Source organism: Polaromonas sp., from assembly GCF_030680935.1.
Classification (GTDB): Bacteria; Pseudomonadota; Gammaproteobacteria; order Burkholderiales; family Burkholderiaceae_C; genus Polaromonas.
The window spans coordinates 1-17154 of the sequence record NZ_JAUXUP010000067.1; the positions used below are offsets into that span (position 1 = coordinate 1).

The 17154-nt window shown below is 63.6% G+C and carries 18 protein-coding genes and 1 pseudogene; 10 read left to right on the forward strand and 9 right to left on the reverse strand.

Features of this window, described 5'->3' with window-relative positions; all coding sequences use genetic code 11:
• From Q8L50_RS16405 to Q8L50_RS16420, 4 genes and pseudogenes are all read left to right on the forward strand, one after another.
• Positions 1–866 (forward strand): annotated as a pseudogene (locus tag Q8L50_RS16405) (excinuclease ABC subunit UvrA); the annotation flags it as partial.
• Between the two features lie 56 nt (positions 867–922).
• Positions 923–1081, forward strand: coding sequence for a hypothetical protein (locus Q8L50_RS16410; RefSeq protein ID WP_305349709.1), 159 nt, complete (start codon positions 923–925; stop codon positions 1079–1081).
• Positions 1082–1165: 84 nt separating this feature from the next.
• The gene (locus Q8L50_RS16415) at positions 1166–2215 is read left to right on the forward strand and encodes an alkane 1-monooxygenase (RefSeq protein WP_305349710.1); all 1050 of its coding nucleotides are present in this window, start codon (positions 1166–1168) and stop codon (positions 2213–2215) included.
• Between the two features lie 24 nt (positions 2216–2239).
• Positions 2240–2686 carry an acyl-CoA thioesterase gene (locus tag Q8L50_RS16420; RefSeq protein ID WP_305349711.1) on the forward strand — a complete coding sequence of 149 codons (447 nt, stop codon included), beginning with the start codon at positions 2240–2242 and terminating at the stop codon, positions 2684–2686.
• Between the two features lie 4 nt (positions 2687–2690).
• On the opposite strand, the gene Q8L50_RS16425 is transcribed toward Q8L50_RS16420, so the two are convergent.
• Positions 2691–3614, reverse strand: coding sequence for a LysR family transcriptional regulator (locus Q8L50_RS16425; RefSeq protein WP_305349712.1), 924 nt, complete (start codon positions 3612–3614; stop codon positions 2691–2693).
• Between the two features lie 113 nt (positions 3615–3727).
• Here Q8L50_RS16425 and Q8L50_RS16430 point away from each other — a divergent pair, with 113 nt between their 5' ends.
• Complete coding sequence (locus tag Q8L50_RS16430; protein WP_305349713.1) at positions 3728–4372, forward strand: NAD(P)-dependent oxidoreductase; 645 nt, start codon at positions 3728–3730, stop codon at positions 4370–4372.
• Between the two features lie 11 nt (positions 4373–4383).
• On the opposite strand, the gene Q8L50_RS16435 is transcribed toward Q8L50_RS16430, so the two are convergent.
• Entirely contained in the window at positions 4384–4590 is a 207-nt protein-coding gene (locus tag Q8L50_RS16435) for a hypothetical protein (RefSeq protein ID WP_305349714.1), read from the reverse strand.
• 51 nt (positions 4591–4641) lie between these two features.
• Positions 4642–5469 (reverse strand): orotidine-5'-phosphate decarboxylase, encoded by an 828-nt coding sequence (gene pyrF / locus Q8L50_RS16440; RefSeq protein WP_305349715.1) that lies wholly within the window; start codon positions 5467–5469, stop codon positions 4642–4644.
• Positions 5470–5554: 85 nt separating this feature from the next.
• Here pyrF and Q8L50_RS16445 point away from each other — a divergent pair, with 85 nt between their 5' ends.
• The gene (locus Q8L50_RS16445) at positions 5555–6445 is read left to right on the forward strand and encodes a DMT family transporter (protein WP_305349716.1); all 891 of its coding nucleotides are present in this window, start codon (positions 5555–5557) and stop codon (positions 6443–6445) included.
• Here Q8L50_RS16445 and Q8L50_RS16450 read toward each other — a convergent pair.
• Genes Q8L50_RS16450 through Q8L50_RS16465 form a run of 4 tightly spaced genes read right to left on the reverse strand, consistent with a single transcriptional unit; the run spans position 6429 to position 9582 of the window.
• Positions 6429–7319, reverse strand: a complete 891-nt coding sequence (locus tag Q8L50_RS16450) for a uracil-DNA glycosylase family protein (RefSeq protein WP_370869822.1) — start codon at positions 7317–7319, stop codon at positions 6429–6431. The two genes, Q8L50_RS16445 and Q8L50_RS16450, sit on opposite strands and share 17 nt — an antisense overlap.
• A 10-nt stretch (positions 7320–7329) precedes the next feature.
• A complete protein-coding gene (gene rimI, locus Q8L50_RS16455) occupies positions 7330–7818 on the reverse strand; it encodes a ribosomal protein S18-alanine N-acetyltransferase (RefSeq protein ID WP_305349717.1) in 489 nt (162 codons plus the stop codon).
• Positions 7819–7827: 9 nt separating this feature from the next.
• The gene (gene tsaB, locus Q8L50_RS16460; RefSeq protein ID WP_305349718.1) at positions 7828–8550 is read right to left on the reverse strand and encodes a tRNA (adenosine(37)-N6)-threonylcarbamoyltransferase complex dimerization subunit type 1 TsaB; all 723 of its coding nucleotides are present in this window, start codon (positions 8548–8550) and stop codon (positions 7828–7830) included.
• A gap of 15 nt (positions 8551–8565) precedes the next feature.
• The gene (locus Q8L50_RS16465; protein WP_305349719.1) at positions 8566–9582 is read right to left on the reverse strand and encodes a DMT family transporter; all 1017 of its coding nucleotides are present in this window, start codon (positions 9580–9582) and stop codon (positions 8566–8568) included.
• Between the two features lie 62 nt (positions 9583–9644).
• On the opposite strand from Q8L50_RS16465, the gene dacB reads away from it, so the two are divergent.
• A complete protein-coding gene (gene dacB, locus Q8L50_RS16470) occupies positions 9645–11159 on the forward strand; it encodes a D-alanyl-D-alanine carboxypeptidase/D-alanyl-D-alanine-endopeptidase (RefSeq protein ID WP_305349720.1) in 1515 nt (504 codons plus the stop codon).
• 233 nt (positions 11160–11392) lie between these two features.
• On the opposite strand, the gene Q8L50_RS16475 is transcribed toward dacB, so the two are convergent.
• Both Q8L50_RS16475 and Q8L50_RS16480 read right to left on the reverse strand, forming a co-directional pair.
• The gene (locus Q8L50_RS16475) at positions 11393–14338 is read right to left on the reverse strand and encodes a DNA topoisomerase III (RefSeq protein WP_305349721.1); all 2946 of its coding nucleotides are present in this window, start codon (positions 14336–14338) and stop codon (positions 11393–11395) included.
• A complete protein-coding gene (locus Q8L50_RS16480; protein ID WP_305349722.1) occupies positions 14335–14859 on the reverse strand; it encodes a TlpA disulfide reductase family protein in 525 nt (174 codons plus the stop codon). Before Q8L50_RS16480 ends, Q8L50_RS16475 begins: the two co-directional genes overlap by 4 nt.
• 107 nt (positions 14860–14966) lie before the next feature.
• Between Q8L50_RS16480 and Q8L50_RS16485 the strand changes: the two genes are divergently transcribed.
• The 3 genes from Q8L50_RS16485 to Q8L50_RS16495 form a co-directional block, all read left to right on the forward strand.
• Positions 14967–15668: an SET domain-containing protein gene (locus tag Q8L50_RS16485; RefSeq protein ID WP_305349723.1), complete on the forward strand. Its 702-nt coding sequence runs from the start codon at positions 14967–14969 to the stop codon at positions 15666–15668.
• Positions 15669–15681: 13 nt separating this feature from the next.
• Positions 15682–16551 (forward strand): biotin--[acetyl-CoA-carboxylase] ligase, encoded by an 870-nt coding sequence (locus Q8L50_RS16490; protein WP_305349724.1) that lies wholly within the window; start codon positions 15682–15684, stop codon positions 16549–16551.
• Positions 16545–17154: SPOR domain-containing protein (locus Q8L50_RS16495; RefSeq protein ID WP_305349725.1), on the forward strand; the 610-nt coding region annotated here is incomplete at its 3' end. The genes Q8L50_RS16490 and Q8L50_RS16495, both read left to right, overlap by 7 nt.

Sequence of the window (17154 nt, forward strand, 5' to 3'; positions counted from 1 at the left end):
TGTACGCCGCAGTGGCGCGCACGCTGTACCGCGCGCACGAGGAGCCGGCGGCGCATGAAAGCATCGAGGGCATCGAACATTTCGACAAGGTCATCAATGTGGACCAGTCGCCGATTGGCCGCACGCCGCGCAGCAACCCGGCCACCTACACCGGCCTGTTCACGCCGATCCGCGAGCTGATGGCCGAGATGAACACCGCACGCGAACGCGGTTACGGGCCGGGGCGCTTCAGCTTCAACGTGGCCGGTGGCCGCTGTGAGGCCTGCCAGGGCGACGGCGTGGTCAAGGTCGAGATGCACTTTTTGCCCGACGTGTACGTGCCCTGCGACGTCTGCAAGGGCATGCGCTACAACCGCGAAACCCTCGAAGTCCAATACAAGGGCAAGAACATTGCCCAGGTGCTGGACCTGACGGTAGAAGACGCCGCCGAGTTCTTCAAGGCGGTGCCAGTGATTGCGCGCAAGCTGCACACCTTGCTCGACGTGGGCCTGTCTTACATCAAGCTCGGTCAGGCCGCCACCACACTGTCGGGCGGCGAGGCGCAGCGTGTCAAGCTGGCGCTCGAATTGTCCAAACGCGACACGGGGCGCACCCTCTACATCCTGGACGAGCCGACCACCGGCCTGCACTTTGCCGACATCGACTTGTTGCTGAAAGTCCTGCACCAGTTGCGCGATGCCGGCAACACCATCGTGGTGATCGAACACAACCTCGACGTCATCAAGACGGCCGACTGGCTGATCGACATGGGGCCGGAGGGCGGCGCTGGCGGCGGCAGCGTGGTCGGCGTGGGCACGCCCGAGGACATTGCAGCCAACCCGGCCAGTCACACCGGGCGTTACCTGAAGCGGCTGCTTCAGGCCTGAGCCACCATGCCACCCCAAAGCGCGTTGACAGACTTGGCGGCCTGCCGATTGGTCTGGTGCTGAAGTCAAAAATTGCGGAGATTGTGGGGTCGCAGGACGCGGCCACGCCAGAGGCCGCCATCGAGCTGCTGGACCGCATGCTGCTGGAGGCGCTACCCGATTTCCGCAAGAATATTTTTGCGCCCGACATGTCTTCCCGCCCACCGTTGGCCTGACGTCCGTACGCAACTGGCCTTGCCGCTCCTTGCGCGCAGCTGAAACACTTGCCAGTCACGGTGCGGCGTGAGAAAGTAGCCGTCATGCGTTTCTCCGACCTTCGCTTTCTGCTGGCATGGCTGCTGCCCCTGCTGACGCTGTACGGCATCATGCACACCCCGGCGCAGGCGGCGTTATGGACCCTGGCCATCTGGATCAGCATTGCCCTGGCCGATGCCTGGGTGCCAGGCGGCGCGCGGTCGCCCGGGCCGGTGGACACGGCTTCAGGCCTGCCCTACTTCCGCTGGGTGCTGCGCGGCTATGTGCTGCTGCAACTTGTGTTGATCGTGGCGGGGGCACATGCCGCGCTCCAGGCAAACTGGCTCACGGTGCTTGGGGTTGGCTTCAGCGTGGGTTTCATCACCGGCTCACAGGGCATCACGTTTGCGCACGAGCTTGGCCACAGCAAGTCGAAGTTCGACCGCCTGTGCGCCTGGGTGCTCATGAGCAGCGTCTGTTATGGCCATTTCATGGTCGAGCATTACCGCGGCCATCATCCGCGCGCAGCCTCGCCCGCAGACCCGGCTTCGGCGCAGCGTGGCGAGAGCCTTTACCGCTTTTTGCCGCGCACGCTGTGGGGCAGCCTGGCCAGCGGCTGGCAACTGGAGGCGCAACGTGTTGCGCAGTTCAAAACCAGCTGGATACGTAGCCCGCTGACCTGGAGCGCAGCGGCATCCTTGATGCCTTTTGTGCTTGCAGCCCTTTATTTTCCTGCGCTGACAGCTATTAAAATCATAGCGTTTTTTGCGGTTCAATCGGCGGTGGCTTTTCTGCTGCTGGAAGTCGTCAACTACATCGAGCACTACGGTTTGCAGCGCAGCCAGCAGGATGGACGGCGCGAGGCTTTTGGTCTCATGCATGCGTGGAACGCCGACCATGTGCTGACCAACTCGATGCTGGCCAATTTGCAGCGCCACTCCGACCACCACATGCATGCCTGGAAGCCCTACCCCAGCCTGGCGGCGCTGCCTGGCCCGCAGCTACCCACCGGTTATGCCGGCTGCCTGCTGCTGGCGATGTTGCCCCCGCTGTGGTTTGCGCTGATGCACAGGCGCCTGGACGCGCTGCCGCCGGCCACCGTACCCACCCCTTGACGCCCTGATCGGGCTGGAGTTGCCATGTCTTCCATCACCCTGCGCTTTCTGGCCGAGCCCAACACCGTCAACTTTGGCGGCAAGGTCCATGGCGGCACCGTCATGAAGTGGATTGACGAGGCCGGTTACGCCTGCGCCACCCGCTGGGCCAAACGCTACTGCGTCACCGTCTCGGTGGGTACGATCCGCTTTCAAAGGCCCATCATGATTGGCGACCTGGTTGAAGTGGAAGCCAGACTGGCCTACACCGGCGCCACCAGCATGAACATCTCGGTCGAGGTACGCGCCGGCGACATGAAAACCGGCCAGATGCAAGTCATCGCCGAATGTGTGGTGGTTTTTGTGGCAGTCGATGCCGATGGCAAAACCATTCCAGTCGAGGCCTGGCTGCCCGAAACCCCGGGCGACATGGCGCTGGCGCAAAACGTCCGCGCCCACCTGCAGGCAACGCGGGCCATGCAACCGGATTAAGCCTTCACACGCCCGCGGCTGCAAGCGTGGCCTCGGCGCTGTGGCCCCTCTCGCCAAAATAGCCGGCCAGCAGGTCCAGCGCATGACGCACCTTGGCGGGCTGATCACCGCGCCTCGGCGTGACCGCATACACGGCCAAATCGGACAAGCGCCAGCCGGGTAGTACGGGCAACAGGCGCCCGTCGGCCAGCGCCTGACGATCATCTTCACTGACGCCCAGGCCAATGCCCCATCCCGCAAGACAGAGCGCATGCTGCGCCGTCACCTGCGCCTGAACACGCGCTTGCAGCCGCAGGACCTCGCGCTCGCCACCCGGGCCCTGCAATTCGAGCATGTCGGAACCACTCTGGCCTGACTTGCCGCCCAGCCAGTCGTGCTGCAGCAAATCCCGTGGGAGGGCGGGCCAGCCACGTTGTGCCAGGTAAGCGGGCGACGCACACAACTGCCGGCCCATGCTGCCCAGCTTGCGCGCAACCAGACTGGAGTCGGCCAGGGGACCCACCCGCAGGGCCAGGTCCACGCGAGACTCGATCAGGTCAATCACCGTATCGTCCAGCAGCAGGCGCAAGCTCAGCCGGGGGTGGCTGCGCAAGGGTGCCAGCGCCTTGGCCAGCAAGCCCCCAAATCCGGCTGGCGCAGCCAGCCGCAGCTCACCTTCCGGCTCTTCCCGCAGCCGCACCAGCGCCTGGTCGGCAGAACGGGCCGCAGCCACCATGGCGGCACACCCGGCGTGATAACGCTCGCCGGCTTCGGTCAGGGCCAGGCGACGGGTGGATCGATGCAGCAAGGCCAGGCCCAGCGACCGCTCCAGCTGCCGAAGGTGCTGGCTGACCGCTGAGGGTGTCATGCCCAGCTGGCGCGCCGCAGCCGTCATGGACCCGCTCGCCACCACCTCGGCAAAAATCGCCATGCGCTTGAGTTGATCCACAGTTTTTCCGGTATTTATTAGTGAAGCTTCATGGTGATAGCGAATTAGGCCATCTATTCAAGGCTTTGTGAAGCCACGAGACTAGAACCTTCTTTCACCCACAGGAGTTTTTCATGAAGATTGCACTCATAGGCGCCACCGGTTTTGTCGGTACCCCCATCCTTTCCGAATTGCTGGCCCGCGGCCATCAGGTCACCGTATTGGCCCGCACGCCGTCCAAGCTGCCCGCACAAACCGGCCTGACCGTGGTGCAGGCCGATGCGCTGGATGCCCAACAGGTCGCCAAAGCTGTGACTGGCCACGACGCGGTGATAAGCGCCTACAACCCCGGCTGGACCGAACCCAACATCCACGACCTACACCTGCAAGCCAGCCAGGCGATTGTGGAAGGCGTCAAGGCATCCGGCGTGAAACGTCTGCTGGTGGTCGGTGGCGCTGGCAGCCTGTTTGTGGCGCCTGGCCTGCAGCTGGTAGATACCGCCGAGTTTCCGGCCCAGTACAAGCAGGGCGCGCTGGCGGCGCGCGAGGCCCTGAACCAGCTCAAACTCGAGACCACCCTGGACTGGAGTTTTGTTTCACCGCCGATTGGCCTGGCGCCTGGCGAGCGCAGCGGCAAATACCGGGTCGGCGCAGATGAGCTGCTGGCCGGTCAGGGCGGCCAACCAGCCGGCATCTCAGCGCCGGACCTGGCCGTGGCTATCGTGGATGAAATCGAAGCGCCGCGGCATGTGCAAAAGCGCTTTACCGTCGCGAACTAGACAGGCGCAAATCAGGGTGTCGGGGTCTGGTTTTGATGGTTGATCTCGCTTTTGCGAAATTCCCCCTGCGCCAATGCCCGGTCGCGGTCGGCCTGCAACAACTGCTCGTCGGTTGATAGGCCGGACAGTGCGGCGCAGCCATGCAGGGTCGCACACAGGCCCAGCCAAAGCAGACGGGAAGTCAGACGAGTCGTGAAAGGCAGCCAGGCCGTTTGCATGAGATTTTTCCTCGGCGAGTAGGGGAAGTCTCGCGCAATCTGGTCTGGCTTTCAAGCCCCGCGCGCCGCCTGCAACACGTCCCGCGTCTTGATGGCCTCGCGCCGCGCCGCTTCGGCAAAGTCGTCACCGGACGAGGCGTAAATGATGGCGCGCGATGAGTTGACGATGATGGGCGCACCTGGCCGCCAGCCGGCTTTGACAGTGGCAGCCGCATCGCCGCCCTGCGCGCCTACGCCGGGGATCAGCAGCGGCAAGGTGGGTGCCACGGCGCGCACACGTTCGATCTCTGCCGGGTAAGTGGCGCCCACCACCAGCCCGAGTTGGCCATTGAGGTTCCACGGGCCCTGCGCCAGACGGGCAACGTGTTCATACAGCAGGGGCTGGCCGTCGACCGAGGCCAGGCGCTGGTTCTGCAAGTCGTCGCCGCCGGGGTTGGAGGTGCGGCACAGCAAAAACGCGCCCTTGCCCGCGTGCTTCAGATAAGGCGCGACCGAATCAAAGCCCATGAAGGGCGACAGCGTCACCGCGTCCGCACCATAACGCTCGAAAGCCTCTATCGCATACTGCTCGGCGGTGCTGCCGATGTCGCCGCGTTTGGCGTCCAGAATGACAGGCACCTGCGGCGCCGTGCGGCGCATGTGTTGCATCAGGCGTTCGAGCTGGTCTTCGGCGCGGTGCGCGGCAAAGTAGGCAATCTGCGGCTTGAAGGCGATCGAGAGGTCTGCCGTGGCATCAACCATCGCGGCGCAGAAGTCGTAGATCCTGCTGGCGTCGCCCTTGAGTTTGCCGGGAAATCTGGCGGGGTCCGGGTCCAGGCCGACACACAGCATGGATTGGTTCTGGCGCTCAGCCGCGCCCAGCATCTCAAGAAAAGTCATGTCTTATTGTAAGAAGGTGCCTGAAGCGTACCTCACCGGCAAAGCGGGACAATAAGCGCATTGCCTGCAACGGAGACCGGGATACATGCACCTGAGCCGAAAACAATTGATCCTGCTGATTTTGCTGACCCTGGCGTGGGGCATCAACTGGCCCATCATGAAAGTTGGTGTCGCCGACTTTCCGCCACTGAGCTTTCGTGCCCTGTCGATCTGGCTGGGCATTCCGGTGCTGGGCGCGGCCATGCTGCTGATGAAGGTGCCTTTTTTTGTGCCACGCGACAAATACCGCGAGTTGTTCTGGCTGGCATTTGCCAACATGTTTGTCTGGCACGGGCTGATCATTCTGGCGGTGAAAAACCTCAGCAGCGGGCGCGCCGCCATCCTGGGCTACACCATGCCAATTTTTTCGGCCCTGTTCGGTGCCTGGTTCTTCGGCAACCAGTTGCAGCGCCGCAGCTGGCTGGGCGTGGCCGCAGCCGCGCTGGGCGTGGCGCTGCTGCTGTGGCACGAGCTGACGAATCTCTCGGGCCGGCCCATCGGGGTGTTGTGTGCTCTCGCCGCGGCGACCACCTGGGCCGTCGGCACGCAGAAGCTGCGCAACACCACGATGCCGGTGGCTACCCTGACGATTTCCTTCTGGATGACGGTGATGACGGCGGTGGTGATGACCGGCCTGAGCGCGGTCTTCGAAATGCCGCAATGGAAGGCACCTCCGGCCGTGAGCTGGGCCTCGATTCTTTACAACGCAGTGATCATCTTCGGCTTTGCCCATGCGGCCTGGTTTTTTCTGGCGCGCAGCCTGCCGCCTGTGGCCTCAACTTTGAGTGTGATGATGATCCCTATCCTTGGCGTGTTCTCCGGCGCGATCGGCTTGGGCGAAGTGCTGCACTGGCAGGACTGGGCCGCTGTGCTGCTGATGGTGGTGGCGATAGCGTCGGTGCTGGCGCCGGGGCGGGCGGTCAAGCCGGGCGTTTGAGCGTGTCCAGTGCAAGACAGAGGTCGTCCCAGGCCTTGGCCTTGTCGCCCAGGCTGCGCAACAGATAGGCCGGGTGGTAGCTGACCACCACCGGCACACCCAGGTAGCTGAACACCTGGCCACGCAGCTTGCCAAGCGGGATTTTCTGCACATCGGGCACGCTGCCTTGCAGCAGCGACTGGGCTGCAAACTTGCCGAGTGCCAGAATCATTTTGGGTTGCAGCAGCTCCACCTGGCGCTGGAGGTAAGGCTCGCACTGCGCCACCTCGGCCGGGTCAGGGTTGCGATTCGCCGGTGGCCGGCACTTGAGCACATTGGTGATGAAGATACTTCTGGACAGGCCGGCCTGTGGCGGCGCCTCGCCCTGGTTGCGTTGCAGCCCCATGGCCAGCAGCATGTTGTCCAGCAGCTTGCCCGCCTGGCCGACAAAAGGCTCGCCAGCCAGGTCCTCGTTTTCACCGGGGGCTTCGCCGACGATCAGCCAGTCCACTTGCGGCGCGGCAGCCCCAGCCGCCACCGGCCCGACCCCAAACACGGTTTGGCTCCGGCTGTCACACAGGGCGCAAGCGCGGCAAGTGGCGACGGCTGCCTGCAAGGCCGGCCAATCCATGCGGTCTACGCCTTGCGGGCGCGCCAACGGGGCAGCGTCGAGCGGCACGGCTGCTGGCACACGCAGCGCGGTTGCCGCTGGTTTTTCAGCATCAAATCGGGCTGCAGCCCTTTCTGGACGCGCGCCAACAGCTATGTTATTGATAGCGTGCGCAACCTCTGCCTCGGCTTGTACAAGTGCAGCGGGTGTTGGCACGGGTTGCCAGACGCGTACACCCATCTCGCGCAGCATGGCGCGTTGGCGTTTGTCCAGGTCCAGGCTCACGGCGCGCTCCTCATGCAGCGGACAAGGCCAGGCTCATCACCACCGCGTCTTCGCGGCCCGCCGCGTCCGCCGGGTAATACTGCCGCCGATTGCCCACATGGCGAAAGCCATAACGCTCGTAGACGGCGCGCGCGCGGGTGTTGCTGACCCGCACTTCCAGCCAGACCCACTGCGCGCCCTGGCCGCGCGACCACAGAACCAGTCCATCGAGCATCAGGCGGGCCCAGCCCTGGCGCTGCCAGGCGGGCGCGACCGTGATGTTGAGCAGGTGCACTTCGTCCACACCCTGCATCGCCACAAAATAGCCCAGCAGCTGTGCGTCGGGGCCTGCGCCGCCAATCAGCAGCTGCGCCTGGTAACCGGCCCTGAGCGAGTCGCTGAAGTTACCCTGCGTCCAGGGGTGGGGGTAGGCGCTTTGTTCGACCCGGCAGACCGCCGCCAGCCATGACTCGGTCATGGTTTCGAACTGGACCTCCAGGGGTTCAAGAACAGCGCTCATGCCTGATTATCAGCCGCAGGCCTGGGCCTTGTCGGCCTTGACCCGGGCCCGCTCGTCGGTGGTCAGCGCCACCTTGTCGCGCACATACAGCGGCAAGGCCTGATCGGCGGGCACGCCATGGCCTGCAGCCAGCAGCGCAGGCGCCAGCCGCAGCAAGGCCGTTGCAGTGGGCAGCGCGGTAACACGCGGCAGCTGATCGGCAAAGACCGGCAGCCGGTCCGCATACACGCTGAATACATTGCCAGCCAGCAGCCCGGTATCTGCGTCCAGCTGCAAGGCCTCAGGGCGAATCAGTGAGCAGGGCGCTGCCGCCGTCCAGAGCCCGCCGGCAAAGCCAAAATGCTGCACATACATCTCGTCCATGCGGGCATCCAGCAGGGCCATCACCTGCAAATCCGCAGGTGCCGCGCCCTGCTGCTGAAAACGCGCTTCTTCGGCCAGCGCCAGCAAGGTGTCCAGCGGCAACACCGGCAGGCGCGCACCAAATGCCAGCCCCTGCGCCACCGAGCAGGCCGTACGCAAGCCGGTGAAGGATCCCGGGCCTCGGCCAAACACCAGCGCATCCAGCCCCGCCAGCGCCAGCCCGGCCTGGTCCAGCAGCGCCAGAATGGCCGGAATCAGCGTGCCGGAGGCCTGCGCGCCGCCGGGGCCGGTGTGTTGCCAGACGCGCGCGCCAACGCTGACCGCAATGGACATGCTGTCGGTGCTGGTGTCAAAAGCAAGCAGTTTCATGGTTGAGATGTCAAATCAGGTCTTGGCCCTTGCGGGGTTTGCGTGACCAGCTATTAAATCAGGAGCGTTTGCGACAGGTTTGGCCTGCGCACGGACACCAAACACAATACCTGCGGTGACCAGCGCCAGACCGGCGAGCAGGTTCCAGTACAGCGGCTCACCCAGAAACATCACCGCGCCCAGGGCCGACAGCCCGGGCACCACGGCAGTGATCATGGTCGAGCGTACCGGGCCGAAGTGCTGGACCATCTTGGTAAAGGTGATGCCGGAGATCACCACCGAGCCCACCCCCTGGAACACCATCTGGAAAACTATCTCGCCCCATGGCGCGCTGGCCAGGCGACTGGCCAAGGCCCCGGACAGCGTCAGCAAGGCATACACCGGCACATAAGTCACAAAGGCAAACACACTGATGGCAATGGTGGCCTGTACCGCCTGCAGCGCGTGTTTGCGCACCAGCACCGAATACACGGCCCAGCAACTGGAGGCGGCCAGAAACAACAGGTCGCCCTTCCAGACCTCACTGCCGGGCTCCAGCCAGGCGCGCAGCAGGCTGGCACCGCCCACCATCACGTCGCCCAGAAAAATCAGCCCCAAACCGATGGCGCGCACACGGCTGACGCGGTCCCCCAGGATCAATACCGCCATCAACGTGGTGCTCAGTGGCAGCGTGCCGGGCAACAACACCGACGCATGCGCCGCCGGCGCAAAATAAAACCCGCTGTAGGCCAGGCTGGCGTAACCCACACCACCCACCATACCGATCAGCGCAGTCAGCCTGAAGCCCAGCGGCGACAGGCCCAGCCAGCTGGCGGGCGCTGCAGCGCCAGCGCTGGCCTTTTGGCGTTGCCACACCAGCCACGCGCCCCAGGGCAACAAGACCAGCGCCGCACCAGCAAAACGCAGCAGGCAGATGTCCAGCGGGGTCAACCCCCGGTGCGCCGTGGCGCGTGCAATCACGATAAAAGAAGTCCAGATGGTCACGGTCACGATGGCCGCCGCGATGCCGACTGTCCTTGGAGAAAAACGCATGCGTGGATTATCCGGGCAAGACGCCTGTCGCGCTGGGCGGGGGGCAACACGGATAATGCGCCATGCCCTTTCTCTCCCTTGTGTGCCGCCTTGGTGCCGCGCTGCTGCTGACCCTGCCCCCCACCTGGGCACTGGCCCAAAAAACCGCACCGCCCGCCAAGGCCCCCAAAGCCGCAAAACAGACATTGCCCGCAGCAATTGCCAAGGCCCTGATGCGTGCCCAGGTGCCGACCGACGCGGTCTCGCTGCTGGTGGTAGAAGCCACGGGCCTGCAGCCGCCGCGCCTGAACCACCAGGGCAGCCTGCCCATGAACCCGGCCTCGGTCATGAAGCTGGTGACAACTTACGCCGCACTCGATGTGCTGGGGCCCAGCTTTACCTGGAACACCCAGCTGCTGATGGACGGCAGGGTGTCGGACGGCATCCTGCACGGCAACCTGCTGGTGCGTGGCGGCGGTGATCCCAAAATGGTGGTCGAACGCCTGCAGGCACTGCTGGCACAGGTGCAGGCCAGCGGCGTCAGGGTGATACGCGGCGACATCGTGCTGGACCGAAGCGCCTTTCAGGTGCCGGCACTGGACGCCGGCGAGTTTGACGGCGAGCCGCTGCGGCCCTACAACGCGCGCCCCGACGCGCTGCTGATCAACTTCAAATCCCTGGTGCTGCGTTTCACGCCCGATCCCGCCACCGGCCGCGCACTGGTGCGCAGCGAGCCGCCCATGGCCGGGCTGACGGTCGATGAAAGCGTGCCGCTGGCGCGAGTCTCACGCTGCGGCGACTGGCGCAGCGAGCTGCGCGCCAGCGTGGACAGCCCGGAGCGCATCCAGTTCGCCGGTAGTTATTCGGTGGCCTGCGGTGAACGCGTCTGGCCTACCGCCTATGCCGAACCCGCCAGTTTTGCGGCGCGGGCCCTCGAGGGCTCCTGGCGCGCGCTGGGTGGCCTGCTGACCGGCAGCGTGCGAGACGCCACCACGGCCGAGCTGGCGGTGCTGCGCGCCCGCGGCACCTTGTCGGGCGAGAAGCCGCCGCTGCGCCTGGACGCGCCTTCGCTGCCGCTGCGCGAGATCGTGCGTGACGTCAACAAGTTCTCCAACAACGTCATGGCCCAGCATCTGTTTCTGACACTCGGGCGCCAGTCACAGACCGGCGAATACGCCCAGGGCACACCCGAAACCGGCCGCGCCGCAATGGCCGCCTGGTGGAAAAAAATTCTGCCACAGCAAGCCGCCCCGGTGATGGACAACGGCTCGGGCCTGAGCCGCATCGAACGCATCAGCGCCACCAGCCTGGCGGCCATGCTGCAAAACGCTGCCAAAAGCCGCGTTGCGCTCGACCTGCTGGAGTCGCTGCCAATTGCCGGTGTGGACGCCACCATGCGCGAACGCGCCAAGGCCGTCACCGGGCAGGCCTTCATGAAAACCGGCTCGCTGCGTGATGTGACCGCAGTTGCCGGTTACGTCAACGGCAACAGCGGGGCACGTTACATCGTGGTCGGCATGGTCAACCACCCGAACGCGGGGGCGGCGCGGCCGGCGCTGGATGCCTTGATTCAGTGGGCGGTGCAGGAGCAGCGTTAGGTTCATCAGGCTTGGCTTGTGCTGAACCGGGCCAAGAGTTGAGGCCTTCTTTGCCTTCAACGGCGGTGGTGCGCCAACAAGCCGGGGGTAGCCCGGCGGCTACTCACTTTCTTTGGCGACGCAAAGAAAAGTGCCTCGCCCGCCGGGGCGAGACCCGGCTTGCAGGCCAATCACCCCAGCAGGTCAAAGCGCGTAGTCAGCAAACATGCCCCGGATCGGGATCCATGGCGGACTTACTCCGCCGTCAAATGTTTCCCAACAATCCCCGCCAACTCAAACATGGTCACCTGCGGCTTGCCAAACACGGCCAGCAACTTCGCATCGGCATTGATGGCGCGTTTGTTGGTGGCGTCCTGCAGCTTCTCGGCCTTGATGTAGTCCCAGAGTTTTTTGATGACCTGGGTGCGCGCCACCGGCTCGCTGCCTATCACTGCGGCCAGGGCCTCGCTGGGTTTGAGGCCACTGCCCGGCTTGGCCACGCGGGCCACTTTGGGTTTGGCGGTTTTGGCAGCTGGCGCTTTTTTGGCTGCGACCTTTTTGGCTGCGGGTGCCGCCTTCTTTGCCGCCACGGTTTTGCCAAACGGCGTTTTCACCGCGCCGGTGCGCGGCGGGCCTGCGGTTTTGCGCGGCGGGAATTTGGATGGCGCAAATTCAAAGTTGACCTTGCCAGCTTCGGCGTCCCAGGCCAGCATGGCCTTGAAGGGCCGGCGCGTGCGCATGGAGACAAACTTGTCGAGCAAATCGGTTTTGCCGCTGGTGAGCAACTTGACCATTTGTTCGCGCTCCACCGGCTGCTGCAAGATCACCTGGCCGGTCTTGAAGTCGCAGCTCGGTGTCGGCTGCGCGTTGGTCGGCACTGACTTTTCACACACGTAGTTCTTGCCGTGTTCAAACACAGCGGCGCCGCATTTGGGGCAGGCGCCCAGCGACTGCTGACCGCTGAAATCCACGATCTCGCCGGTCTCGGCATTTTTGTCGTCGCCGAAATCAAACTCCAGCTTGTAGTTTTTGGTTTCTTCGTCGAACTTGATGACCATCTCGGCGGTGAAGGGCCAGCCCGCCTTGGAGCGAAATCCGTCCAGCGGACCGATTTTTTTGTCACGCAAAAACTGCTCCACCTCGGCCACCTCGAAGGTACGGCCGGCAGGGGTTTTGCCAAACGAAAAGCCGCATCCGTCGTCACCCTTTTTTCCCACGCAGGTGTAACGCCGGTAGTTTTCCTTGATGACACCGCCGCAATTCGGACACGGTGCGGAAAGTGTCGCGTAGTCGCCGGGAATCGTGTCCTTGTCATAACCCTTGGCCTTGGCGACCAGGTTTTTGGTCATGTCGGCAATCTCGGCCATGAAGGTCTCGCGACTGAGCTTGCCGTGTTCCATCTGCGCGAGTTTGTATTCCCACTCACCCGTCAGGTCGGCACGTGAGAGTTCTTCCACGCCCAGGCCACGCAGCAGCGTCATGAGCTGGAAAGCCTTGGCCGTCGGAATCAGCTCGCGGCCTTCGCGCAGCATGTATTTCTCGTTGATCAGGCCTTCTATAGTGGCGGCCCGTGTGGCCGGTGTGCCCAGGCCTTTTTCCTGCATGGCTTCGCGCAGCTCGTCGTCGTCAATCGTTTTGCCAGCGCCCTCCATCGCGCCCAGCAAAGTCGCTTCCGAATAACGCGCCGGTGGCCGGGTTTTCAGGCCCTTGGCCTCCACCACCTCGGCGCGCACCATCTCGCCGGGTTTGACCGGCACCAGGGTTTTGCTGTCTTTTTCGTCGGTGTTTTCGTCCTCGGCTTCCTTGCCGTAAATCGCCAGCCAGCCCGGCTTGACCAGCACCTTGCCCTCTGTCTTGAAGCTGTGGCCGACGGACTGCGAGATACGCGTCGTCACCAGGTATTCAGCGCTCGGAAAAAACACCGCCATGAAGCGGCGCACGACCAGGTCGTATAACTTCTGCTCGGCATCACTGAGGCCGCTGGGCGCCTGCAGGGTTGGGATGATCGCAAAGTGGTCACTCACCTTGGCATTGTCAAAAATGCGTTTGTTGGGCTTGATGTAGTTGCCCTTCAGCGCCGTCAGCGCATGCGGGGCCAGGTGTTTCATGCTGCTCTCGGCCAGCATTTCAAAGGTCTGCTTGACGACCGGCAAATAGTCTTCGGGCAGCGCACGTGAATCGGTACGTGGATAGGTCAGTGCCTTGTGCCGCTCATAAAGGCTTTGCGCAATCGACAGCGTGGTCTTGGCAGAAAAGCCAAACTTGCCATTGGCCTCGCGCTGCAACGAGGTCAGGTCAAACAGCTGCCCGGCCGCCTGCGTGGTGGGTTTGCTTTCTTCGGTGACGGTGGCGGCCTTGCCGCGTACAGCCTCTGCAATCGCCATGGCTTCACGTTCGGACCAGACCCGGTCGGCCTTCAGTTCGGCATCGGGCTCGGTGTTGTCGGCATTGGCGGTGGCTTTTTTCCACTTGGGGTCAAACCACTTGGCCGGGTATTCGCCGGCCTCGGCCAGAAAACTGGCATGGATTTCCCAGTAGTCACGGCTGACAAACTTGCGGATTTTTTCTTCGCGCTCCACCACCACCGACAGCGTCGGCGTCTGCACTCGGCCGACGGTGGTCAAAAAGAATCCGCCGTCGCGCGAGTTGAAAGCTGTCATGGCGCGTGTGCCATTGATGCCGACCATCCAGTCGGCTTCAGACCGGCAGCGCGCCGCATCAGCCAATGGCAGCATTTGTGCGTCGGTACGCAGTGCGGCAAAGCCGTCGCGGATCGCGGCGGGGGTCATGGACTGCAGCCAGAGGCGGCTGACCGGGTGTTTGCTTTTGGCGTACTGCTGGATCAAACGGAAGATCAACTCGCCTTCCCGGCCCGCGTCACAGGCGTTGACCAGGGCGCCCACGTCCTTGCGTTTGCTCAGTTTGACGATGGCATTGAGCCGCGTCTTGGTCTTGTCCATCGGCTTGAGGTCGAAGTAGGGCGGAATCACCGGCAGATTCGCAAAACTCCATTTGCCGCGCTTGACGTCAAACTCTTCCGGCGCCTGGATCTCCACCAGATGCCCGACCGCCGAGGTGATGACCCAGTCATCACTCTCAAAATATTCATCATGCTTTTCAAACTTGCCTGCGGTCGGCGTCATCGCCCGCACAATGTCTTGTGCGACCGAGGGCTTTTCTGCAATCACCAGCGTTTTCATAAGTACTTCTTCAAACCTTCTACATCTTCGGGGAACATTTCCCCGGCTTCGGCAAACAGGACTTTTCCATCCCGGCCATTTTTGTTGACCTTGAGCACCACCACCACCGGCAGACCGTCGGGCTTGGGCAGCACCCTGACCACTTCGGGGCTCAGCATTCCGGCTGGAAAACTGTAGCCCTTGGCCTTCATATAGTTGACCGCGGCAGCGGTGTCCTTGTCTATAGACAGCGCCAGAACTTCCAGGCCCCGCGCCTTCTGCGCCCGCCACAAGGCCTCCATATGGGGCGACTGCACCGCACAAAAAGGGCACCAGCTGGCCCACCAGTACACCACAAGCACCTTGCCGGCCACTTTGGCAGGCGTCCAGACAGCTCCGTCCAGCAGCGTCACCGCCGGCAACAACAAGGTGCTGCCAACGGCCGGCAGCGGGCTGCTGGAACCCCTGGCCAAAGCGGGCAAACACAGGCCCGCAGCGGCCAGCGCGGCAGCGGACTGAATGATCTGGCGGCGTTCAAACATGGCTTGCTCCTTGCATGCGTCACTACAATAGCGGCTTCGCGCGTACGCACGCGCGCACCCGCATGTGCGCGCACATGCATGAATTAACCATACCAAAAAAATACGTCGTGTCCAAAACTCAGGTCTTAGCCCCCTCTTCAGCCGCGCCCACCACCCCGTCTGCCAGCCCCCCCAGCGACAACGGTCGCCGCATTCAAACGCGTGTTTCCCCGGTGCATGGAAAGGGCGTTTTTGCAGTGCAGGACCTGGCCGAAGGCGAAACACTGATCGAATACGTGGGCGAAGTCGTCACCTGGAAGGAAGCCCTGCGCCGGCATCCGCACGACCCCCAAGACCCGAACCACACGTTTTACTTTCACATTGACAAAAAACATGTGATCGACGCCAAAGTTGGCGGCAACTCCTCGCGCTGGATCAACCACAGCTGCAAACCCAACTGCGAAGCCGACGAGCAGAAAGGCCGCGTTTTCATCAAGGCGCTGCGCAACATCGCAGCCGGTGACGAGCTGTTTTACGACTACGGCCTGATCATCGACGCGCCGTACACGAAGAAGCTGCTGGCCGAGTACCCCTGCTGGTGTGGCGCCAAAAACTGCCGCGGCACCCTGCTGGCGCCCAAGGACGACCGGGCTGGCAAAAAAATCACAAAATCACAAAAAGCCGAGAAACCCGGCAAAGACAAGAAAGTCGCCAAGGCTGACAAGTCCATAAAGCCGAAGAAAGAGTTCAAGAAAGAGCTCAAGAAGATCCTCAAAAAATCAGGCTTGGACGGCAAGCCAGCCAAGCCTGCAAAAAGCAAAAAGGCCTGAGCCCGCTGCAGTCGTGAGCCGCCCACCCCTCGCTCCGATTCGCTGGCCCGCCGAAGCCATCTGGGAAGCCGTGTCGCCGGTACTGCCTGGTTTCACGGTGGAGGTGCTACCCACAATAGAGTCAACCAACACCGAGCTGATGCGACGCTTCCGCGCAGCCGGCCCCACCGCCGCCGAACCGGTGTTGCTGGTGGCCGAGCAGCAGACCGCTGGCCGCGGCCGCATGGGACGCGCCTGGCAAAGCAGGGCCGGCGACAGCCTGACGTTTTCATTGGGCATGGCACTGCAGCCGGCCGACTGGTCTGGCCTGTCGCTGGCCGTCGGCATCAGCATCGCCGAAAGCCTGCAGCCCGCCATACCCGGGGACGGACAGCCCCGCATCCGCCTGAAATGGCCCAACGACCTGTGGCTCATCGACGCGCAGGGCGAACGCAAGCTGGCCGGTATTCTGGTCGAAACCGCGAGCTGGGGCGAGTTGCGCTACGCGGTTATCGGCGTCGGTATCAATGTGCGCGCACTGGCGCTGGACGCTGTGCCTGCTGCCGCCGATCAGCCCGCAGCACTGCCGCCGGCCGCGCTGCAGGACATCCTGCCCGGCATGGACGTGGCGCGAGCGCTGCAACTTGTCGCCGCGCCGCTGGTGCAGGCGGTACAGGCCTTCGGGCTGTTTGGCTTTGCGCCATTCCAGGCGCGTTTTGCGGCGCGTGACGCGCTGGCCGGGCGCGCTGTGCAGCTCTCTGACGGTACCCAGGGCGTGGCCCATGGCGTTGGCGAGAACGGCGCCCTGCTGGTGCATACTGCGGCTGGCATGAAAGAAATCACCAGCTCTGAAGTCAGTGTCCGTCCCATGGCTCCACCCAATGGCGGCGCGCTTTCATGCTGAGGCTGGCGGTGTTGCTGCTGGTGCTGGCCAATAGCGCATATTTTGCGTGGTCGCAAGGCCTGCTGGCCCCGCTGGGTCTGGCCCCCGCTGTACAGACTGAGCCACAGCGTCTGGGCGCACAAATCCGCCCTGAAGCCATGCGCCTGCTGACGGCCGACGAAGCCCGCCGACTGGAAAACGGCGCAGCAGCGCCAACCAATGGCAACCTGGCCGGCGCGACGGCGTCAGCCCCTGCGGAATGCCTGCAGGCCGGCCTGTTCAACGAGCAGCAAACTGCCACCCTGCGCGCCAGCCTTGAAAGCGCGTTGCCGGCCGGTAGCTGGCAGCTGGAAAGCAGCGTCGAGCCAGCGCGCTGGATTGTGTATATGGGCAAATACACCAGCGAAGACGCACTGGCTAAAAAACGCACCGAGCTGCGCCAGCTGGGTGTGCCTTTTCGCGCGGTGAACAACGAGGCACTGGCCCCCGGGCTGGCGCTGGCCAGCTTTGCCAGCCAGGCCGAAGCCGAGAAAGAACTCGCGCGCGTGGCGACCCGGGGCGTACGCACAGCCCGCGTGGCGCAAGAGCGCGCAGAGGCTCGCGGGCAAATCCTCAAATTGCCCG